Raw genomic sequence first — 20,829 nt, 5'->3', positions numbered from 1 at the left:
TCGCCGCCTTTTAGTCGTCCTTCTGGATCAATCCCATGATGCGCTCGAAGTCATCCTTGTCACTGAACTCCACGACGATCTTGCCCTTGCGCTTGCCCATCGAGACGCTGACGCGCGTATCCCACTCATCGGCAAGGCGCTCAGCGGCCTGGGAGAGAAATTCCGGCTGCTCGACGGGTTCCCGCTTCTTCTTCTCGGGCATCTCGCCGCTCTTGTTCAGCAAGGTCACGGCCTCTTCGGTCGCGCGGACGCTCAGGCCTTCGGCCACCACGCGGTCAGCAAGCTGCTCTGTGGCTTCCTCGCCGACCTTGACGCCCAGCAGCGCGCGAGCATGTCCCGCAGACAGCACGCCGGCCGCCACGCGACGCTGCACGCTGACGGGTAGCTTCAGCAGGCGAATCATGTTCGTGATCACCGGGCGGGAGCGACCAAGGCGCTGGGCCAGCTCCTCCTGGGTCACGTCGAACTCCTCTAGGAGCTGCTGGTACGCCGCCGCCTCTTCCAAGGGGTTGAGCTGCACGCGGTGAATATTTTCCAGCAGCGCGTCGCGCAGCATGTCGCTGTCCGAGGTCGAACGCACAATCGCCGGAATGCGCTTCAGGCCAGCCTTCGATGCGGCACGCCAGCGCCGCTCGCCCATGATCAGTTCGTAGGAATCGCCTTGGGGGCGTACGACGATCGGCTGGAGCAACCCGAACTCGCGAATGGAGTGCACCAGCTCCGCCAGCTCGTCCTCGTCGAAGACTTGGCGGGGCTGCTTCGGGTTCGGCACGATCGTGCCCAATGGGATTTCCTCGTAGGTAGCGCCGAACTCGTCGTCACGCGACTGCTCACCGGAGGCACCGCGGAGGGCATCTGGTGTGCGGGTGGGTTGCGGAGAACTCACGGTCGGAGCACCGGGGATGGTTGGCGCGCCCGGAATGGACGGCGCGCCCTTCACCTTCTTCTTTTCAGACGCCGAAGAGTCATCGTCGTCACGCGCGCCCTTCGCGCCGCCGAGCACAACATCCGCGGCACCGGCGCCCAGGCCGTTAGTTTTCGCGCTGTATTCATTGCCCGATGGGATCAGGGCCGCCAAACCACGGCCGAGACCGCCTTTGCGCGTTGGTTCTTTCGCCATTTACTCCTCCACCTCATCGTTAAGATTCTCATCGCCTTCGCCGGCGTGTGCTTCAAGCTGCTTCGCGATCTCCGGGCTGACACCAATCGGTCCGGTCGATGGGTGCGGCTGATAGTCACCACGCTGCGCTAATTCCTTCGCGGCATCCAGGTATGCCAGTGCCCCCCGAGACCCCGGATCATAATCAATCACAGTCTGGCCATAACCCGGCGCCTCCGACACTTTGATCGAACGCGGAATCACGTTGCGCAACACCACGTCGCCGAACTGCTCGCGGACCTCGTGCGCCACTTGTTCAGCCAGCTTAGTGCGGGCATCATACATCGTCAGCAAGATCGACGAGATGTGCAAGTTCTCATTGAGGTACTCACGAATCATCGAGATATTGCCCAAGAGTTGACCCACGCCCTCAAGTGCGTAGTACTCACACTGAATAGGAATCAGAACCTCATCGACGAAGGTCATCGCGTTAATCGTGAGCAAACCCAGCGACGGAGGGCAATCGACGAACACGTAGTCAATACCGTTGTCTTCGATGAATCCCTGCTTCACCGCGTCCGCCAGGCGATACTCACGGCGCACCATGCTGACCAGCTCAATTTCTGCACCAGCCAGGTCAATGGTGGCGGGGATGCACATCAAGTTCGGGTTCGAGGGCGAGGTTTGCATCGCTTCTTCTGCGGTGGCCTCCCCAATCAACATCTCATAACTGGAGGTTGTGCCCGTGCGGTGTTCCACACCAAGTGCCGTCGACGCATTACCCTGCGGATCCAAGTCAATCACTAGGACCTTCAGACCGTGATGTGCCAACGCGGCCGCCAGGTTCACCGATGTTGTGGTTTTCCCGACGCCACCTTTCTGGTTCGCCACAGTAATGGTGCGCGGCTGTTCCGGACGATCCAAACGCAATGTTCCGGTCGTTACTTCCGCGGCCCGCCGGGCCGCCGCAGCAATAGGGGTCTCTTCCCGCTGCTGATCATCCAGGTTTTTATCAGTCATGGATGCTGCTTGCCCTCTTTCCACGGATGCCGTTCCCCTTGGCGTCCCAAAGGGTCAATTGTCTCCAACCTTAATGGCTAAGCGCGACACGTGTTAGCGCGCCCGCTCAATACGGATCAACGTGGACGGTTCTTCCAGCACATCATCGCCGACAGTGAAGATCGTGGCCTCGCCACCACCGGCCTTCTTAATCTGCGCTGCGTCGCGCTCCAGCTCCTCGGCAACGGAAGCACCCTTCATCGCCACCATCGCGCCACCCTTTTTAGCCAGTGGCAGCGACCAGCCCGCCAGCTTGCCCAAGGGAGCCACGGCACGAGACGTCACGACGTCGAAAGGCTCCAGCTTCTGGTCCTCTGCACGCCCACGAATGACGGTGACATTGTCTAGGCCAAGCTGCTCCTTGACCTCGCCCAAGTAGGTGGAGCGCTTCAACAGCGGCTCGATCAGCGTGATCGACAGATCCGGCCGCGCAATAGCTAGCGGAATGCCGGGCAGGCCCGCACCCGATCCGATGTCGGCCACGCGCAGACCCTCGTCGAAAGCCTCAGAAATAATGGCGCAGTTGAGGATATGGCGGCTCCACAGCCGGGATACTTCCTTAGGTCCGATGAACCCACGTTCAGCGGCGGTGGTTGCCAGCGAATCGTGATACTGCTCTACCAGTGCAAGGCGATCCCCGAAGATCTGCTTGGCAACGTCGGGAGTGGGTTCAAATTCGACTGACACGGCTGTATGCTCCTTGGAGTGAAAAAGAAAAAGATTACTGATCAGAATAGCCAACGCGGCCCCAAGGGAAAAGTAGGCAAATAAAAACCGCTTATCGACGATCAGGTCTTCGTCGATAAGCGGTCAAAGCGTGCGGGGCGCTGGGCTACTTCTTGCCTTCCTTGCGCTCGCGCTTGGTGCGCTTGTCTACCTTGCGGGCGCCAACAACGGGTGCGGTGCTGCGCTTGGCTGCCTTCTTTGCCTCTTCCTCTGCAGCCTCTTCCTCGTCCATCTTGCGGAAGACGATGAGGTTCTGGAAGAAGGTCCAAATGTTATTCGCGAACATGTAGAACAGCAGACCGATGTGCCACAGGAAGCCGGTGAAGAAGATGGTGGCTGGCAGGAACCAGAGCATCATCTTGTTCATCATGTTCATCTGCATTTCCATCATCTCGGCATTGTCGCCCGTCGGGGCGGACGTCTTACCGGATGCGCGGCGCTGCTTCTGACGATTCAGGCTCAGGCGCGCGTTGAAGTGCGTGAACAGAGCGATGATCACGATCAGCGGTGCTGCCACCAGGACCACCTGAGTCTTGGTGAAGTCCGTGGTGAAAGCGTTCATCATGTCTTCTGGCATAGAGATATATGCAGACAGCGGCACGCCGAAGACCGTGGCATCCAGGAAGGAGCGAACCTCTTCTGGGTTGAAGATGTAGTTCGCGGTGTTGCGGTTTTCCTCAACACTCATGCCCAGCTGGCCGGTGCCGGTACCGGTGCGGTTGAAGGAACGCAAGACGTGAAACAGACCGAAGAACACTGGCATCTGCACCACGGGGGCGATACAGCTGGCCAGCGGGTTCATCTTGGCGTCTTTGTAAAGCTTCTGCGTCTCTAACGCCATCTTTTCCTGGTCGTTTTTGTACTTTTCGCGGATGGCCTGCATCTGAGGTTGCAGTTCCTGCATCTTCCTACCGGAGCGCAGCTGGTTAACCGTTGGCTTAACCAGCAGCACGCGGATGGTAAACGTCAGGAACATGATGGCCAAGATCCAGGAAAGACCTGAGGCTTCGTCGAAAATGAAGCCGAAAACCTTGTGCCAGAACCACAGCACGGCCGAGATCGGCCAATAAATGAAGTTGAGCACTGTGTGTCGTAACTCCTAGTTGGTTTGTGTGGGGACTACTCGCTTCGTGGGACGGGATCAATTCCGCCCGGGTGCCACGGCCCGCATTTCACCAGCCGCGTTATGGCTAGAACAGTACCGGTTATGGCGCCGCGCCGCGAAATAGCTTCCAGCGCGTAAGCGCTGCATGTTGGCTCGAAGCGGCAGGTGGAATACATTTTCATCGAAGAGATGTATTTTTGATAGACCCTGACCAGCTTCACTAGGCCACGCGATCCGAGACCTCTAGGTTCAGGGATCTCCTCACCGTAGATATTGCGGTGAGACATGGACTTGGACATCGCTTACGCCTTGCCTTCCTGCTCCGCCGCAGCCTGAGACGCAGCTTTGCCTGTGGCTTTGCGCAGCGCAGCGCGGAAATCGCGTTCCAGCTCGGCGCTCGTTGCGGTCCCGGCGGCGGGTAAAGCCCGGATGACCACGTCGATACGCGCATCGAGCGTATCGACGACGCCTAGGCAGATGTGCCGGAGCCGGCGGGATGTGCGGTGGCGAACCACTGCATTACCGACGGCTTTAGACACGATCAGCCCGAACCGTGGGCCACCTGTGATGATGTCCTCGGTGCGGGCTGATTGGTGCACCACGAGGGTGCGACTGCCGGCGCGGGTTCCCGTCTTCATGGTCCGACGAAAATCGGCCGATTGAGCGAGTTTATGCGCTTTGGGCAGCACTGACGCGCTCTTAAGCGGTCAGCTTTGCGCGGCCCTTCTTGCGGCGCGCGGATACGATTGCGCGACCTGCACGGGTGCGCATACGGGTACGGAAGCCGTGCTTACGAGAGCGACGGCGGTTGTTCGGCTGGAACGTCCGCTTAGACACGGTTGTCTCCTTGTAAGAGCTGCGACGGCCTGCGGTACTCCACGGCGCGCGTGCAGTACCTCCCGGGTATTAGGCCGTCCGGGATGGAAAAATGTGAAGTGAGTGCGCTCCATAATCGCTGTTGCGATTGGGGACCGCCCGCGCTACTTACACTGACGCACCTTTCGGTGGCCCGGTTGACTGTGCGAGTAATGCTCTCACGCACACCGGAACTCGGAAAGAAGTCCGATGTGACAGACCTCCTTAGGTTACGCGAAGAATCGAAGTTCGGCCAAATCGACACGGTTGGTTTTTTCAATAAGCAAAACGGGTACCCCCGAAATTACAATGTTGTGTTTTTCTGCTGGTGAGGGCGCGAATCGCCCGAGCACGCAGGGGGAGTGAGATTAAATTACACACCCGTTCACTTTCCAGAAATAGTTAAATCTTGGAAGTCTGATTTGCCGTCTAGACAATGCCGGTTCGGTGCGCGTAATAATTGAAGAATCACGCACAACTCACACGCTGTGAATAACTGAAACTGTGGATAACTCTCAACATCATGTTGAGACTTTGCCTGAAAGATTTACAAACGGCAAGGTCAGAGGGCATATAAACCCTCGATGAAGTTATCCACAGAACCTGAACTAGACTGTGGACAACTTTTACGGACAAGTTATCCACAGGTGTGGATAAAGTTGTGAAAACTCATGGTAGGGACCGCGCCGGTACCTCTCAGTGGTTGTGAATGGGAAGTGAACAACAAGTTTTCTTTCCCACAACCGAGGGTCGAACGGCGCACCGTTTTTAGGGCTGTATCCACAGCCAAAATTACAAGAAGGAAACAACGAGGGATTACGTGGCAGGACAACATCAGCCGATCGACGAGCTTTGGCGTTCCGTCGTCGATGAATTGCTGACTCTTTCTGAGCGGCCTAACTCTGACGTCCCCACGTTTACGCACCAGGAGCGTGCATACCTCCAGCTTGTCGACCCTGTCATGATTGTGGAGGGCTATGCCATCCTCAATGCACCACACACCGCGGCCAAGGCCGTGATCGAGGAAAACCTGGGGCCGCATATCACCGCTGTGTTGTCCCGGCACCTCAATCGCCCCTGCGTACTCGCAGTTTCTGTAGCGCAGCATGACGTCGCACAGCAGGAGCCTGAATCCCAGGAGGAGCCAGCCCCGCAGAGCTTCGAGCCGCCGGCCCCACGTGAGACTGGTGAGCAACTCTCCGCTCAACCTGGCCAGGGTGTTCAAGACCCACAGGGTGCCCAAGGGGCGCAGAGTTCACAGCCGTGGACATCAACATATGGTGCTCCGCCCTCTCCGCAGATGCCAGAGGTCGGTCAGACATTTCAGCTGGGCTGGGATGAGGTTGCTCGCCAGCATGTGCAGCCGCAGGCACCGATTCAACAGCCATACGCGCCCGCAACCAGCCCTGAGGCACAGCCGGTCAACGAACCAACGCACCCTGGATACACTCCGCATCCGGTCGTTGAGCAGCCACAACGTCTGCCACGCGAAACCCCGGCGCACAACCCAGACCGGGATGCCAGCCTGAACCCGAAGTACACCTTCGAGAATTTCGTGATTGGTTCTTCCAACCGTTTCGCCAACTCTGCTGCCGTAGCCGTGGCGGAAAACCCGGCCCGCGCCTACAACCCGCTGTTCATCTGGGGTGGTTCTGGCTTGGGCAAGACCCACTTGCTTCATGCTGCCGGCAATTACGCCCAAGTATTGCAGCCAGGTTTGAGGATCAAGTATGTGTCCTCGGAAGAGTTCACCAACGACTACATCAACTCAGTGCGCGATGACCGCCAGGAATCCTTCAAGCGGCGCTACCGCAACCTGGATATCTTGATGGTCGATGACATTCAGTTCCTCGAGGGTAAAGAGGGTACGCAGGAAGAGTTCTTCCACACGTTCAATTCTTTGCACCAGTCGGACAAGCAGATCATTTTGTCCTCGGACCGGCCGCCGAAGGAGCTGACCACGCTGGAGGATCGCCTGCGTACACGCTTTGAAGGCGGTCTGATTACTGATATTCAGCCGCCGGATCTTGAGACCCGCATTGCCATCTTGATGAAGAAGGCCTCGGCCGATGGCACCCAGGTTGATCACGCCGTCCTCGAGCTGATCGCTTCGCAGTTTGAATCGTCGATACGCGAACTCGAGGGCGCTTTGATCCGCGTGAGCGCCTACTCTTCCCTGATCAACGAGCCGATCACGATGGATATTGCGCAGATTGCGCTGCGCGATATTCTGCCGGAGGCAGGCCAGGTAGAAATTACCGCGACGGCCATTAAGGAGGCCGCGGCCGAGTACTTCGACGTCAGCGTGGATACGTTGACCGGTGCTGGGAAGACTCGTGCTGTCGCCCACGCGCGTCAGATTGCGATGTATCTCTGCCGTGAGCTGACGGACTTGTCGTTGCCGAAGATCGGCGATGAGTTCGGCGGCAAGGATCACACGACGGTGATGTACGCCGACCGGAAGATCCGCAAGGAAATGACGGAAAAGCGCGACACGTACGACGAGATCCAGGAACTGACCCAAATTCTGAAGAACAACCGGCGCTAAGAACAACAACGCCACCACCCACAGCATTGGGGACAGCGGAACGAGAGTAACCGCTGTCCCCAATGCTGTTTTTGCACCTCACAACCGCTAAAGAACTGTTATCCACACTTTCCACAGAGTTATCCACAGCTGTGTAATTACACCGTTGTAATTAAATGATTTTACTCACAAAGTGTTCTATATCACTAGAATCTTGTACCTGTGGATAACTCTGTTTTGCCTGTTGATAATGGGTGGATAAACTCAACGAAGCTGTGGATAGCAAAGAAACCCAAAAAGTTATCCACAACTATCCACAGATTCACAACCTTTATCCACAGGGCAAATCACATGGCGAATCGCCGAGGCCAACAGCCGGGATTACAACTTCTCCACAGACTGCACAGGACTTACTGTTCTTCCCATATCTATTACTTGTAATTAGTTAGTAAAGGAAGGGGGTGGGGACAACTTTCGTCGAAAAGCGAACTGGCGGTCACGCCAGGAGCAAAGACGCAAGAAGATCTGCCCACCGCAAATGACAAAACATGGCGCACCAACATAGAGTGGTGAACAACGAAAGCTCGAGTTTTTAGAATTACAAGGAGTCTTGCCACACCATGGACGACATCATGGACAACAACGTGTCATTTCGCGTTCACAAGGACGACCTGTCCGATGCTGTCGCATGGGTTGCCAGGAGCTTGCCGACGAAAAACACTCAGCCCATCCTGCGCGCAGTAGTCATTACCGCTGACGACAATGGTTTGGAATTCGCCGGTTTCGACTACGAAGTTTCCTCCCGTGTCCGCATCGCAGCAGAGGTGGATCAGCCAGGGCGCATCGCTGTCGCCGGTAAATTGATGGCCGATATCGTCGGTTTGATGCCTGCGAAACCAGTCGAGGCGCACGTGGACAATTCGCGTCTTTTGCTGCAGGGCGGCCAGTCGCACTTTGAGTTGCCGCTGATGCCTCTCGACGATTACCCACAGCTGCCCACCCTCCCGGAGACCACCGGTACCGTCAGCCCCTCCGAGTTTGTGAATGCTGTGACTCAGGTAGCCTCGGCCGCCGGCAAGGATGACACTTTGCCTATGCTCACCGGTGTCCACATCGAGGTCACTGGCTCAAATGTGCAGCTAGCGGCGACCGACCGCTTCCGTTTGGCTATGCGCACCATGCAGTGGGACCCAGTATCCGATGATGTCAAGGCTGATCTCCTTGTGCCTGCGAAAACTCTGCTGGACAATGCGCGCACACTGGATACACAGTTGGATGACCCCGTTGAGATCGCAGTGGGCACCGGCGACAGCGTCGGCAGCGATGGACTGTTCGGCCTGCACTCCGCAAACCGCGAGACCACCACCCGCATGCTGGATGCGGACTTCCCGAATATCCAGCCGCTGCTGCCGAAGACGCACACGTCGATGGCATCGGTGGAGATTGCACCACTGCTTGACGCGATTCGCCGCGTGAGCTTGGTGGCTGATCGCAACGCACAGCTCCGCATGGAATTCCGTTCCGGTGAACTGACTTTGTACGCTTCCGGCGCGGACTCGGGTGAGGCGCACGAGTCTTTGCCGTGCGCTTTTAATGGCCAGGACGAGCTAATCATCGCTTTCAACTCCGGCTACCTGCGCGATGGCCTGAACGTGATCCGCACTGATCGGGCCGTTTTTGGTTTCACTGAGCCTTCGCGCCCTGCCATCATGATCCCGGAGCCGGAGGAGATGCCGGAAGCAGACGCCGACGGCACATTCCCCACACCGGAGACCGAATTCACCTACCTGCTGATGCCAGTGCGCCTGCCGGGCTAAACTGTGCCAGGCCGTGCTGGGCCGGACCGTGACGTACTTAGCCGGGCAAATCGTGGCAGATCGGGAAAGGGTGTGAGTTGCTGTGTATGTTCGGCAGCTTGACCTGCGCGATTTCCGTTCCTGGCCAGAACTAGAGCTAGAACTCACCCCGGGCGTGACGGTCTTTGCAGGCCGCAACGGCTTCGGCAAAACAAATATTGTGGAAGCCATCGGCTACTCCGCCCACCTGGTCAGCCACCGCGTCTCCACCGACCAGCCGCTGATCCGGACCGGTGCGGCCAACGCGCGGGTATCAGCTACCACGGTCAATGAGGGACGCGAGCTGACCACGCACCTGTTGATCAAAGCCCAGGGCGCGAACCAGGCGCAGATCAACCGCACCCGGCTGAAGTCCGCCCGAGAGATGCTCGGTGTGCTGCGCACAGTGTTGTTTGCGCCGGAGGATCTAGCGCTGATTAAAGGTGAACCCGCGGAGCGCCGGAAATTCATCGACAATATCGTGGCGATTCGCACTCCGCGCTTAGCAGGGGCGAAAGCGGACTTCGATAAGGTCCTGCGCCAGCGCAACGCGCTGCTGAAGAATTCGTGGGCAGACCTGCGGCGCGGGTACGACGATCCCGACGGCGCCAGCGCCCTGACCACCCTCGATGTCTGGGACGCTCAGCTTGCTCAGTTCGGGGCACTGGTAGTTGCCTCGCGCATGTCGCTTATCGACGAGCTCGCCCCACTGATCCACGACGCATACGCGGCGATCGCCCCGGAATCACGTCCTGCCCAGGTGCATTATTCCTCCACACTCGATGATGCGGTGCGCGAACTAACAGGTGAATCCACCCGCGAGCCAGCCGTGATCGAGGCGGCAATGTTGAACGAACTAGGCAGGCGGCGCAGCCACGAGATTGACCGCGGCGTGACTTTGGTGGGCCCCCACCGTGATGACGTGGAGCTGATCTTGGGCGACCAACCAGCCAAAGGCTTTGCCAGCCACGGCGAATCCTGGTCCTTCGCGCTGGCATTACACCTCGCTGAGTTCCAGCTTCTGTCCCAAGACGGCTCGGACCCAGTGCTGATCCTCGACGATGTCTTCGCCGAGCTGGACGCGAAACGCCGCCAACGTTTGGTCCACGTGGCCGAGGAAGCAGAACAGGTGCTGATTACCGCCGCCGTGGGTGACGATCTCCCAGGCAACCTCGACGATGCCGTGGCCGCACGGTACATGGTGACCATGGACGATGGCACCTCCTCTATTGAGGCGATCGAATGAGTGCGTCCAGCGACGATATTGTGCAGCACGCCTTCGATACTGTGCGCGCGATCGCCAAGAAAAGCAATGGTTTTGTACCCAACCTGCACCAACAGGGCCGGAACATGATTCCGCGGCGCGCAGTAGGAAAACTCGCAGACCACAGCGCCGATGAACCCACGGTCACGGTCCCCGGACTGGACTTGGGCGAAGACAAGGACCAGGCGGGCGTCGAAAAGCGAAAATATCGGGGACCAGGAAGAATGAGCGGGCCTGATGGGCGTGCCCCGCGGCGCAGCTATGCCGTAGCTGGATTTTCTGACCTGCTGAAGCGGGAGGTGCGCAACCGCGACTGGGCGAAACCCCTGGCTATGGGGTGGGTGATGGGAAGTTGGGAGGAGATCGTCGGGGAGAAGGTGGCCCAACACACGAAGGTGGAAATGGTGAAGGACGGCACGCTTTTCCTCTCGACTGATGCGACGAACTGGGCAACGCAGCTGCGTTACATGAAAAGGCAGATTTTGCAGCGCCTAGATGAGAAAATCGGGGAAGGAATCATCACAGACGTCCATGTCTTCCCGCCGAAGACGAAGAGTTGGCGCTATGGGCCCCTCCACGTGAAGGGGCGTGGCCCGCGCGATACGTATGGATAAAAATTATCCAGGGGAAATGCCGTTTCCGGCGCAAAAAAGGCCCTGCGACGCACGTAACCCTAGCGCGCGTGGGGCACCCTTAGGGTGTAGTATGAAACAGGTTAGATATCCGTAGCGCGACAGGAGTACTTGTTTTACGTGGCTACCACAAATAAAGATTATGGCGCGGATTCAATCCAGATCCTCGAGGGCCTGGAAGCCGTGCGCAAGCGCCCCGGCATGTACATCGGTTCTACTGGGCCGCGCGGTCTACACCACCTGATTTGGGAGGTTGTGGACAACTCAGTCGACGAGGCAATGGCGGGCTACGCCGACCGCGTCGACGTTACCCTGCTTGCCGACGGCGGTGTGGAAGTCGTGGACAATGGCCGCGGCATCCCCGTCGAAATGCACCCCTCCGGCGCACCAACCATCCAGGTTGTGATGACGCAGCTGCACGCCGGCGGCAAGTTCGACTCCGAATCCTACGCAGTCTCCGGTGGCCTGCACGGTGTGGGTATTTCCGTGGTGAACGCTTTGTCCACCCGTGTAGAGGCTGACATCAAGCGTGACGGCAAGCACTGGTACCAGAATTTCCAGAACTCTGTTCCAGATGAGCTGGTGGAAGGCGGCAATGCCCGCGGTTCCGGCAGTGCTATTCGCTTCTGGCCGGACCCGGAGATCTTCGAGACCACCGACTTCGATTGGGACACCATCGCCCGGCGCCTGCAGGAGATGGCCTTTTTGAACAAGGGCCTGACCATCACCCTGAAGGACGAGCGGGTCAGCGACGAAGAACTTGAACTTGAGGCACTAGCCGAAGAGGGCGACACCGCTCAATCCATCGACGGCGATTCTTTCGACGACGATGCCGTAGTGGACGCTGAGGAGACCGACGCAGACGATGTCGCTGGCGAAGCCGGCGCAGAGGTTGCGCCAACGAAGCCGAAGAAGCGCGAAAAGAAGGTCACCTACCACTACCCGAACGGTCTGATCGACTACGTCGACTACCTGAACAAGGGTAAGAGTGAGATCCACCCGACCGTCGTCGGCTTCGAGGCGAAGGGTGAGGACCATGAGGTGGAGATCGCCATGCAGTGGAACTCCGGCTACAAGGAGTCGGTGCACACCTTCGCTAACACCATTAACACGCATGAAGGTGGTACGCACGAGGAAGGTTTCCGCGCCGCACTGACCACTTTGATGAATCGTTACGCCCGCGATCACAAACTGCTGAAGGACAAGGACCCGAACCTTACCGGCGATGACTGCCGCGAAGGCTTGGCCGCCGTCGTGTCCGCGCGTGTGGGCGATCCACAGTTCGAAGGCCAGACCAAGACCAAGCTGGGAAACACCGAGCTCAAGGGCTTCGTCCAGCGCGCCGTCAACGAGCATCTGGCGTTCTGGTTCGACGCGAACCCGGCAGAGGCGAAGGCGATCGTGAACAAGGCCGTGGCCTCCTCGCACGCCCGCGTTGCTGCCCGCAAGGCGCGTGACCTGGTTCGTCGTAAGTCCGCCACGGACATGGGCGGGCTTCCCGGCAAGTTGGCTGACTGCCGCACCAAGGACCCCACAACCGCTGAGTTGTTCATCGTGGAGGGTGACTCCGCAGGTGGCTCCGCGAAGCAGGGGCGCGATTCTATGTATCAGGCGATTCTGCCGCTGCGTGGCAAGATTTTGAACGTGGAGAAGGCCCGCCTGGACCGCGTTCTGAAGAACGCCGAGGTGCAGGCCATCATCACCGCGCTGGGTACCGGCATCAATGAAGAGTTCGACATTGAGAAGCTGCGCTACCACAAGATCGTGCTGATGGCCGACGCCGACGTGGACGGCCAGCACATCGCTACACTCCTGCTGACCTTGCTGTTCCGCTTCATGCCGGAGCTGATCGAGGAAGGCCACGTGTACCTGGCGAACCCGCCGCTGTACAAGCTGAAGTGGAAGAAGGGTGAGCCTGGCTACGCGTACTCGGACGCTGAGCGTGACCGTGAGCTGGAGGAAGGCCTCAACGCCGGCCGTTCCATCAACACCGACGATGGCATCCAGCGTTACAAGGGTCTCGGTGAGATGAACCCGAATGAGCTGTGGGAGACCACGCTCGATCCGGAGCACCGTATCCTGCGCCGCGTGGACATCGAGGATGCGCAGCGCGCCGACGAATTGTTCTCCGTCCTCATGGGCGACGACGTCGCGGCCCGCCGCTCCTTCATCACCCGCAAGGCGCGCGACGTCCGCTTCCTGGACGTGTAGTTCGCTTATCGACGAGCACTCGAGCACCCGCCCCGGCCAGATCACTGGACCGGGCGGGTGCTATTTTCTGCAAGGTGGCGAAGTGAAGGTATCCGTTGTCATACCGTGCTTCAACGATGCTGTATTCCTGAAGCGCGTGCTTCACGCACTGCACCGCCAGTCGCTTCGGCCTCACCAAATCATCGTTGTTGATAATAACTCAATAGATGATTCTGTGGCTGTGGCCAGCACTTTTCCCGATGTGGAGGTGCTGCATGAACCCGAACAGGGCATCCTGCCGGCTGCCACCACCGGCTATAACGCAGCGACGGGGGATGTGATCGCCCGAATCGACGCCGATACCCTTCCTCCCACCAACTTCATCGCGGATCTCACCCGCATGTGGCAGCAGATTGGCGCGTCCAGTCATTTTGCGCCGAAGCGGGTTGTGGCGGCAACGGGAAATGCCACCTTCGATTGGCCCGGCCGGTGGGGCAGCGTAATCAGCCGCGCCTATCTCGGGGCCTACTACGCCACCACGCGCAGCGCACTCGGCCACTATCCGCTGTTCGGAACGAACTTTTCCATGCTCACCAGCTGGTGGCACGACGTCCGGGGCACAATCGACATGACAGTCCACGATATCCACGATGACCTGCATCTTTCCTTCGCCGTGCGTCCCGACGAAACCGTGTGGTACCAGCAAGATCTGCACGTGCAGATGGATAGCCGCGCTCTCGTCGGCATTGCTCAGTTAACGCGACGGTTCTGGCGCGGTTTCCGTACGATGAGAATCAATTTCCGCAGACAGTCACCGCCGGTGCGTTTGGCGCAGCGCGGGTTACTCAAGCACGCAGGGAGCACACCATGACCGTGGACATTGACTTTCTTGACCAACGGGTGGAGGATTCCTTGAATTTTCTTCGCTCGCACTTTGAGGCGGTGAAGAACTATTCGCATGAGCCTTTGTACCTCTCGGCATTGGAGGCGTTGAAGGTCAATGCCTTGGGTGGCAAGCACCTGCGTTCGCGCCTCGTGCACATCGGCGCCGGCGATGTGCAGGGGGAGCAGAAAGAGACCGCTGTCGTTTTCGGCGGCGCTGTGGATCTTTTGCATAGTGCGCTATTGATCCACGACGACATCATCGACGAAGACCCCTTCCGGCGCGGGGTACGCACCATTCACTCGCAGGTGGCGGAAGCCAGCGGAGATGCCCACATCGGCACATCCACCGGCATTCTTGCTGGTGATATGGGTCTGATGGCGACATTCCAGGCCCTGTCCTCATCGAAAGTGGCGCCGCAGCTGGTGCGCCAAGCCTGCGCCATCATGTCCAGCTACGCTGTGCAGACGGTATACGGGGAGCTCCTCGATGTCTCCCACCTGATCAATCAGGACACTACGATGGATACCGTGCGCGAAAGTAACTTTTTGAAGACCAGCATTTACTCCTTTTTGGCGCCTTTGCACCTGGGCTCCTTGGCAGCGGGGGAGAACACCCCGGAGCGCGTGCGTGCGCTGCAGAAGGTGGCGGATCCCCTCGGGCGCGCATATCAGGCTGTCGACGATATCGCGGGCGCGATCGCCCCGATGGAGGTCACCGGCAAGGTGCAGGGCGGCGATCTTGAGGCCGGTCGCACCACCTTGCTGACCATCCGCCTGGACCACATGAGCTTGGATGAGGCCGTGGAAGAGGTCAAGCAGGAAGCCACGCAGTATCTTTCGCAGGCCCGCGCCGCGGCGGCATCGCCCGAACTGAACCCCGTTACGCGCACCGGCGTGGAGGATATTATTGACAGGATTGAGAGGTCGTCGCATGAGCTCTAAAAATTCACCCGATTATTTAGCCCGATACGACGAGATGGCGGACCGCGCCGCCAACGAGGTCATCGCTGCGTATTCCACGAGTTTCGGCCTTGCCACGAAGCTTCTGGCACCGCGGGTGCGTCGCGATATCCGCAACCTCTATGCGATGGTGCGCATTGCCGACGAGATCGTCGATGGCACCGCCGACCAGGCCGACATCACCGATATCGCGGCCGCTCTCGACACCTATGAGCAGCAGGTTCGCCAGGCCCCCGCCACGCGGTTCCATACAGATCCTGTGATCCACGCCTTTGCGCAGACCGCACGACGCTGCGCGCTTAACGACGAACACCTCGCCGGTTTCTTCCGCTCCATGCGCACTGACCTGCACACATCCACCTATGATCCCGCGAGCCTGGATGAGTATATTTACGGATCCGCCGAGGTCATTGGGCTGATGTGCTTGGCCGTATTCTTCGCCGAAGATCGCGCTCAGGTCTCTGACGCCCAGTACGCGGAGCTTGAGGATGGTGCCCGCGCGCTGGGGGCCGCCTTCCAGAAGATCAATTTTCTGCGCGACTACTGGGAGGACTCGGCCGAGCTAGGCAGGTCCTATTTTCCCGGAACAGAGCAGCAGCTCACCACAGATATCAAGGACGAGATCGTCGCCGATATCCGCCAAGATCTGGACCGAGCACGCTCTGTCATTCCCATGCTGCCTTTGAGCGCGCGCATAGGGGTGGTGGCAGCCACCAATTTCTTTACAGAACTGACCACGCTTGTGGATCGGGCCACGGTCGAAGAACTGACCCAGGCCCGCATTAGCGTTCCGCGGCGCACCAAGGCCCGCATTTGTGCAGCGGCAGTGGTGCAGGCACCTCGAATGACAGGAGAGTAACAGTGGAGAACCCTCAAACTGCTGTAGTTATCGGCGCTGGTGTTGCTGGTCTAGCCACCGCAGGCCTATTAGCCCGGGCGGGTATGGATGTCACGGTCGTCGAAAAGAATTCTCACGTCGGCGGGCGTGCCGACGAAATCACCGTCGACGGTTTCCGTTTTGAAACCGGGCCGTCCTGGTACCTCATGCCAGAGGCCTTCGACCACTTCTTTGAGCTCATGGGTACGTCCACCGCCAAAGAGTTGGATCTGCAGCTGCTGGATCCTGGGTACCGCGTGTACAGCGAAGGAAACTTGCCCATCGATATTCCCCAAGGTAAAGAGCAGGTCGCGGACCTTTTTGAGTCCATCGAGCCTGGCGCCGGGGACAGCCTGCGCGAGTACTTGGCTAGTGCTGCGGATACCTACCAGGTGGCTTTGGACCGTTTCTTGTACACCACGTTCTCCGCCTTCCAACCGTTGCTGCACAAGGACGTGACGTCCCGGTTGCTGACGTTGGCGGTGTTGCTTACTCAGTCGTTGAAATCCTATGTCGAACGCCGATTCACGGACGTTCGCCTGCGCCAGATCTTGCAGTACCCGGCCGTCTTCCTGTCTTCGCAGCCGAAGAAAGCCCCCAGCATGTACCACTTGATGAGTCACACGGATCTGAGCTTGGGTGTGCAGTACCCACAGGGCGGGTTTTCCTCCATCGTGAAGGCCTTGGAGCGCCTGGCCCTGCAGCATGGCGTCGAGATCCTCACCGACACGGAAGTCACCGGAATAATCAGCGAATCCGGGGGCAGCGATCCCTCCGGGCTCGCTGGTAGGAGAGGCGGTGCCACCCGCGCTGCCGGCGTGCGTGCCCTTCGGAACAACGAAGTTCTCACCATCGAGGCCGACCTGGTCGTCGCCGCTGGCGATCTAGAACATACCGAATCGCGCCTGCTACCAAAGTCCCTGCGCACCTACTCCAAGGGCCACTTTGACCGGACCGATCCGGGGATGGGAGTCGTCCTAGCTTTGCTTGGCGTGGAGGGTGAGCTGCCACAGTTGCTCCACCACACCCTGATGTTCTCCCAGGACTGGGACGATGATTTCGGTGTGGTGTATGAAGGCCCGCAGGCTTCGCGCCCAGAAGGCTCCTCCCACTCCATCTATATTTGTAAGCCTTCGGCCACGGATCCTTCGGTGGCACCGGAAGGCCACGAGAACCTCTTTGTGCTCATCCCCGTGGCACCAGACGCGTCCATCGGTCACGGCAACGCCTATGGAGAAGCAGGGAGCGAGCAGGTCGCTGCCATTGTGCAGCGCACCATCGACCAGATCTCCGAGTGGGCAGATATCCCCGATCTCGAGGACCGGATCGTCGTGAAGCGCAGCATCGGTCCTGCCGATTTTGCTGAGCGCTACTACTCATTTTCCGCCGGTGCTCTGGGGCCTGCCCATATCCTGCGCCAATCGGCGTTCCTGCGGGGCAAGAATGTCTCGTCGAAAGTAGAGAACCTGTTCTATGCAGGCCAAACCACCGTGCCTGGGGTGGGCGTGCCCATGTGCCTAATCTCCGCAGAAAACGTGCTCAAGCGGATCCTCGACAAGAAAGATTCCTTCCCCCTGGAGAGCGTCCATGGGTAGCCTGTACCTCATCTTTCTGCTGGTCACTATCGGGTGCATGGTGTTGTGCGACTGGCGCTGGAAGCTAGCATTCTTCTTGGACGCTCGTCGCGCAGCCATTCTTTCCGCGGTTCTGGTCATCGCTTTTTTGGCGTGGGATGTCTTGGGCATCGTCACCGGCACGTTCTTCCGGGGCACCGCGGATTACATGACGGGGATCATGCTGGGACCTGAGATGCCCATCGAGGAACCCATCTTCCTGTTCTTCCTGGTGTATTTGTTGCTCAACCTCACCACCGGTGCCCGCAAGATTGTGGGTGCGCGATGACCTACCTGCTCATCTCCCTGCCTTTTCTTCTCGTCGCGATCATCGTGTGCGCGCGGCGGTGGCGTCGTTACCCGCGCCAGGGCGCGGTGACGGCAATCGTGCTGGCCACCGTGCTCATCCTCACCGTCATCTTCGACAACCTGATGATCGCGTTCGGCAACGTGGCCTACGGCGAGGACCAGAACTTAGGCATCTACCTTGGCCTGGTCCCCATCGAGGACTTGTTCTATCCCATTTTCGCCGGCTTGATCATCACCGCGGTCTGGCCACCGGCCACGCCAGAGGAGTAAAACATGGAACTTTGTCGCGTCGTACTGGCGTCATCCCGGCCGATCAGCTGGGTCAACACTGCCTTCCCGTTCGCCGCCGCCTACCTGTTCGCCGGCGGTGGGGTGACGTGGCAGCTCATCGTGGGCACCATTTTCTTCCTCATCCCATACAATATTGCGATTTACGGCATTAACGATGTCTTCGATTATGAATCCGATATGCGCAATCCCCGCAAGGGCGGCCTAGAGGGCTCGGTTCTGCATCCGCGGTGGCACGCCCCGGTCTTGTGGGCTTCGGTGATCACGACTTTGCCGTTCATCGTGGCGCTAGTGATTGGGGGCACGTGGTCGTCGACAAGCTGGCTGGCACTCGCCATGTTTACCGTGGTGGCCTATTCGGCGAAGGATCTGCGCTTTAAGGAAAAGCCGGTGCTGGATTCGATGACGTCATCGGCGCACTTCGCTACCCCGGCGATGGTGGGTGCCGCGATGGTGGAGCCGCACATTCCGGGCCCGTTTTGGGTGGCCATTGGGTCGTTTTTCCTGTGGGGGATGGCTTCGCACGCGCTTGGTGCGGTGCAGGACATCCATGCGGATCGGGAGGGTGGTCTGACGTCGGTGGCGACGGAGTTGGGTGCGCGCACCACAACGCGCGCTTCCGCGATCGTCTATTTGGTGGCGGCTGCGCTGTTGTTGACGTTGCCTGCACCGGCGTGGATCGTCGCTCTCGCGGGGCTGGGCTACGCTGCTAACGCTGCCCGTTTCTGGAATGTGGATGATGCCCACGCGGAGGACACTCGCCGTGCTTGGCGCGTATTCTTGGTGCTCAATTATGTGGTGGGCGCCATCGTGACGATCGCGTTGGTATCGGTGCTGTAGGCCAGGATCTAGAATGAGCGCATGACTCAGATTGCTGCCTTTTCCGACCTCCACCTCGGCGCCCATTACAGCCCCGGCAGCAGCTGGGTGCGATCGGAGCTTGCGACCCGCCAGCCCGACGTGGTGGTTTTCGGCGGCGATCTTTTTGACCGCCACACCTCCGGCCCCGACGAGGAGGCCGAGGGCGCTGCCCTGTTTCGCTGGATCACGCAGGATCTGCAGGTGCCGGTCGTGGCGATCTGGGGTAACCACGACGTAGCGAAAGGCTTCGAGTTTCACACTCGCTTTCCGACGATCGACGGTGTCCATTTCCCCCAGGATTTTGACGTGTGCGCGCTCAACATTCCGGGCGTGGACGTCACTTTTCACGCCGTGAATGTGGGAAAAAAGCGTGACAAGCGCGAGCTTATCGACGATTTCCCTGTGGTCGATCCCAGTGTGAGTGCCAAGCATGTGGGTGTTTTCCACACTGGTCTGACCGGCGAGTACACCAAAAATAATTGCCTGCCAGCCACTTTTGAGCAGCTGCAGGCAAAAAATTATGGGGCATGGGTGCTAGGTCACGTGCACGCTCCGACCACCCTCAGCGCGGACCCATATATTGGGTGGCCCGGGGTGGGTGTGATGGTGGACATCACGCTATAGCGTGGCGCTTTTAGTCAGTGTGCTTCTCAATGACGTTGCCCACCTTCGGCAGCGCCGGACCAACGATGTTGGCGGCCTTATTGCGCAGTCCGTTGTAGATCTTCTGCAGGGCAGCAGGGGCGTTGTTTACGTTATCGTCGGCAAGCTTGAGCAGGCCATCGGTCACTTCGTCCTCGTGCGCGGCAAGGTAGGAGCCGAAATCGGCCGAGTCGGAGTCGCGGTAGGCGTTCCAGTGTGGCTGCAGCTCGCCCAGCAGGTCGGGGAGGATGCGGTTGATGCCCTTGTTGATGAAGTCGCTGTCGACTTTGTTCGCTGCGCCCACGCCTCCCTTGAGGGCCATGCCGACCAGGCCGGATGCGTTGGAGACGGTCTCATCGACCACGGTGTTGAGGTCGGCGACAACCTGTGGGCGTTTCTGCTCATTCAGCAAAGCGGACAATTCTGACATGGCGGTACCTTTCAGTGTTGAAGTTCTTTTCATACTGTAGCGGCCATCGCGCACCGAATGGGGAGGCAGGGAAAGAAAAAAGCGATTCCCATGGGGGGACGTACAACTCAAGAAGCTGAGTTCGTCGCACATCCGCCGACGGTAATCGCTTGTTGCAGTTCTTCCGCCATAGTGCTGAACGTGTTACCGTTCTAACGGTTCACATCAGTCACTACAACCACAACGTTCCCAAATTTAACAGATTGGGCGATGGGTGCGCCACTTCAAACAGAAAAATGACCCCTAAACTGCCACAATGGGCGCGTTCTGGGGGTCAATCCTTCGGACGATGGGTGAAGAAACGTGCTGCTCACGGCTTCTTCGCCCGCCTCATGCTACTTAGCCGAGATTGAGTTGAGGGATGATCTGGCTGAGATCAAAATCCGACAATGGCTGCGTGCGCGTTGCCTCAGAGGAGCCCCACACGCCAGACATACCAACCTGTGCCGCCAGATCATCGACGGCCTGGCGTAGCTCAGGCACGTTATCGGTGATCAGCTTGGCCACCGCTGCGACACCCAATGCGGCGAGCAACAGGCTTATCGGGGCGGAGCCGGTGTAGGCGCTGCCGGTCGCGGTCTGTGCTGGCGGCTGGTAGTTCATCTCAGGGGTTTCTTGTGCGTTCGCATTCGG

General features: G+C 59.0%; 21 protein-coding genes and 1 pseudogene. 13 read left to right on the top strand and 9 right to left on the bottom strand.

All coding sequences use genetic code 11. The annotated features are described in order from the left end of the window. Positions 1-10: 10 nt before the first annotated feature. From ACHFGA_RS07385 to rpmH, 7 genes are all read right to left on the bottom strand, one after another. Positions 11-1,120 carry a ParB/RepB/Spo0J family partition protein gene (locus tag ACHFGA_RS07385; RefSeq protein WP_394281760.1) on the bottom strand — a complete coding sequence of 370 codons (1,110 nt, stop codon included), beginning with the start codon at positions 1,118-1,120 and terminating at the stop codon, positions 11-13. Continuing rightward, complete coding sequence (locus ACHFGA_RS07380) at positions 1,121-2,104, bottom strand: ParA family protein (RefSeq protein WP_394281788.1); 984 nt, start codon at positions 2,102-2,104, stop codon at positions 1,121-1,123. Between the two features lie 108 nt (positions 2,105-2,212). Further along, a complete protein-coding gene (gene rsmG, locus ACHFGA_RS07375) occupies positions 2,213-2,845 on the bottom strand; it encodes a 16S rRNA (guanine(527)-N(7))-methyltransferase RsmG (RefSeq protein ID WP_394281759.1) in 633 nt (210 codons plus the stop codon). Between the two features lie 145 nt (positions 2,846-2,990). Beyond that, positions 2,991-3,968, bottom strand: coding sequence for a membrane protein insertase YidC (gene yidC / locus ACHFGA_RS07370; RefSeq protein WP_394281758.1), 978 nt, complete (start codon positions 3,966-3,968; stop codon positions 2,991-2,993). A gap of 35 nt (positions 3,969-4,003) precedes the next feature. Next, positions 4,004-4,276 (bottom strand): membrane protein insertion efficiency factor YidD, encoded by a 273-nt coding sequence (yidD, locus tag ACHFGA_RS07365; protein WP_394281787.1) that lies wholly within the window; start codon positions 4,274-4,276, stop codon positions 4,004-4,006. Positions 4,277-4,291: 15 nt separating this feature from the next. Next, positions 4,292-4,678 carry a ribonuclease P protein component gene (gene rnpA / locus ACHFGA_RS07360; protein ID WP_394281757.1) on the bottom strand — a complete coding sequence of 129 codons (387 nt, stop codon included), beginning with the start codon at positions 4,676-4,678 and terminating at the stop codon, positions 4,292-4,294. 10 nt (positions 4,679-4,688) lie between these two features. After that, positions 4,689-4,826 carry a 50S ribosomal protein L34 gene (rpmH, locus tag ACHFGA_RS07355; protein WP_018582678.1) on the bottom strand — a complete coding sequence of 46 codons (138 nt, stop codon included), beginning with the start codon at positions 4,824-4,826 and terminating at the stop codon, positions 4,689-4,691. Between the two features lie 979 nt (positions 4,827-5,805). On the opposite strand from rpmH, the gene dnaA reads away from it, so the two are divergent. From dnaA to ACHFGA_RS07290, 13 genes are all read left to right on the top strand, one after another. Next, positions 5,806-7,392, top strand: a complete 1,587-nt coding sequence (gene dnaA, locus ACHFGA_RS07350) for a chromosomal replication initiator protein DnaA (protein ID WP_394281786.1) — start codon at positions 5,806-5,808, stop codon at positions 7,390-7,392. 599 nt (positions 7,393-7,991) lie between these two features. Beyond that, positions 7,992-9,188, top strand: coding sequence for a DNA polymerase III subunit beta (gene dnaN / locus ACHFGA_RS07345; RefSeq protein WP_394281756.1), 1,197 nt, complete (start codon positions 7,992-7,994; stop codon positions 9,186-9,188). A gap of 82 nt (positions 9,189-9,270) precedes the next feature. Next, entirely contained in the window at positions 9,271-10,452 is a 1,182-nt protein-coding gene (gene recF / locus ACHFGA_RS07340) for a DNA replication/repair protein RecF (protein ID WP_394281755.1), read from the top strand. Further along, positions 10,449-11,084 carry a DciA family protein gene (locus ACHFGA_RS07335; protein ID WP_394281754.1) on the top strand — a complete coding sequence of 212 codons (636 nt, stop codon included), beginning with the start codon at positions 10,449-10,451 and terminating at the stop codon, positions 11,082-11,084. Before recF ends, ACHFGA_RS07335 begins: the two co-directional genes overlap by 4 nt. Before the next feature lie 138 nt (positions 11,085-11,222). Next, positions 11,223-13,313 carry a DNA topoisomerase (ATP-hydrolyzing) subunit B gene (gyrB, locus tag ACHFGA_RS07330; protein WP_394281753.1) on the top strand — a complete coding sequence of 697 codons (2,091 nt, stop codon included), beginning with the start codon at positions 11,223-11,225 and terminating at the stop codon, positions 13,311-13,313. A gap of 82 nt (positions 13,314-13,395) precedes the next feature. Beyond that, a complete protein-coding gene (locus ACHFGA_RS07325) occupies positions 13,396-14,163 on the top strand; it encodes a glycosyltransferase family 2 protein (protein ID WP_394281752.1) in 768 nt (255 codons plus the stop codon). Then, positions 14,160-15,119 (top strand): polyprenyl synthetase family protein, encoded by a 960-nt coding sequence (locus tag ACHFGA_RS07320; protein WP_394281751.1) that lies wholly within the window; start codon positions 14,160-14,162, stop codon positions 15,117-15,119. The genes ACHFGA_RS07325 and ACHFGA_RS07320 overlap by 4 nt, the downstream gene beginning before the upstream one ends. After that, positions 15,109-15,996 (top strand): phytoene/squalene synthase family protein, encoded by an 888-nt coding sequence (locus tag ACHFGA_RS07315; RefSeq protein ID WP_394281750.1) that lies wholly within the window; start codon positions 15,109-15,111, stop codon positions 15,994-15,996. Before ACHFGA_RS07320 ends, ACHFGA_RS07315 begins: the two co-directional genes overlap by 11 nt. A gap of 2 nt (positions 15,997-15,998) precedes the next feature. Beyond that, complete coding sequence (gene crtI, locus ACHFGA_RS07310) at positions 15,999-17,609, top strand: phytoene desaturase family protein (protein WP_394281749.1); 1,611 nt, start codon at positions 15,999-16,001, stop codon at positions 17,607-17,609. After that, on the top strand, positions 17,602-17,916 hold the full coding sequence (locus ACHFGA_RS07305; protein ID WP_394281748.1) for a lycopene cyclase domain-containing protein: 315 nt from the start codon (positions 17,602-17,604) through the stop codon (positions 17,914-17,916). The genes crtI and ACHFGA_RS07305 overlap by 8 nt, the downstream gene beginning before the upstream one ends. Further along, a complete protein-coding gene (locus ACHFGA_RS07300; RefSeq protein ID WP_394281747.1) occupies positions 17,913-18,206 on the top strand; it encodes a lycopene cyclase domain-containing protein in 294 nt (97 codons plus the stop codon). Before ACHFGA_RS07305 ends, ACHFGA_RS07300 begins: the two co-directional genes overlap by 4 nt. Positions 18,207-18,209: 3 nt before the next feature. After that, on the top strand, positions 18,210-19,064 hold the full coding sequence (locus ACHFGA_RS07295) for a prenyltransferase (RefSeq protein ID WP_394281746.1): 855 nt from the start codon (positions 18,210-18,212) through the stop codon (positions 19,062-19,064). A gap of 21 nt (positions 19,065-19,085) precedes the next feature. After that, positions 19,086-19,709, top strand: a complete 624-nt coding sequence (locus tag ACHFGA_RS07290) for an exonuclease SbcCD subunit D (RefSeq protein ID WP_394281745.1) — start codon at positions 19,086-19,088, stop codon at positions 19,707-19,709. A gap of 10 nt (positions 19,710-19,719) precedes the next feature. On the opposite strand, the gene ACHFGA_RS07285 is transcribed toward ACHFGA_RS07290, so the two are convergent. After that, positions 19,720-20,157: a DUF6918 family protein gene (locus tag ACHFGA_RS07285; protein ID WP_394281744.1), complete on the bottom strand. Its 438-nt coding sequence runs from the start codon at positions 20,155-20,157 to the stop codon at positions 19,720-19,722. 378 nt (positions 20,158-20,535) lie between these two features. After that, positions 20,536-20,829: pseudogene (locus tag ACHFGA_RS07280) on the bottom strand (hypothetical protein); the annotation flags it as partial.

It is taken from the genome of Corynebacterium sp., assembly GCF_043426755.1.
Taxonomy (GTDB): domain Bacteria; phylum Actinomycetota; class Actinomycetes; order Mycobacteriales; family Mycobacteriaceae; genus Corynebacterium.
This window is presented reverse-complemented; position numbering and strand designations above follow the sequence as displayed.

Coding starts and splice junctions, on each gene's coding strand:
- ACHFGA_RS07320 (WP_394281751.1), top strand. CDS start 14,160: ATGACCGTGGACATTGACTTTCTTGACCAACGGGTGGAGGATTCCTTG.
- dnaA (WP_394281786.1), top strand. CDS start 5,806: ATGATTGTGGAGGGCTATGCCATCCTCAATGCACCACACACCGCGGCC.
- ACHFGA_RS07305 (WP_394281748.1), top strand. CDS start 17,602: ATGGGTAGCCTGTACCTCATCTTTCTGCTGGTCACTATCGGGTGCATG.
- ACHFGA_RS07335 (WP_394281754.1), top strand. CDS start 10,449: ATGAGTGCGTCCAGCGACGATATTGTGCAGCACGCCTTCGATACTGTG.
- ACHFGA_RS07385 (WP_394281760.1), bottom strand. CDS start 1,120: ATGGCGAAAGAACCAACGCGCAAAGGCGGTCTCGGCCGTGGTTTGGCG.
- ACHFGA_RS07300 (WP_394281747.1), top strand. CDS start 17,913: ATGACCTACCTGCTCATCTCCCTGCCTTTTCTTCTCGTCGCGATCATC.
- ACHFGA_RS07285 (WP_394281744.1), bottom strand. CDS start 20,157: ATGTCAGAATTGTCCGCTTTGCTGAATGAGCAGAAACGCCCACAGGTT.
- ACHFGA_RS07290 (WP_394281745.1), top strand. CDS start 19,086: ATGACTCAGATTGCTGCCTTTTCCGACCTCCACCTCGGCGCCCATTAC.
- dnaN (WP_394281756.1), top strand. CDS start 7,992: ATGGACGACATCATGGACAACAACGTGTCATTTCGCGTTCACAAGGAC.
- ACHFGA_RS07295 (WP_394281746.1), top strand. CDS start 18,210: ATGGAACTTTGTCGCGTCGTACTGGCGTCATCCCGGCCGATCAGCTGG.
- yidD (WP_394281787.1), bottom strand. CDS start 4,276: ATGTCTCACCGCAATATCTACGGTGAGGAGATCCCTGAACCTAGAGGT.
- ACHFGA_RS07315 (WP_394281750.1), top strand. CDS start 15,109: ATGAGCTCTAAAAATTCACCCGATTATTTAGCCCGATACGACGAGATG.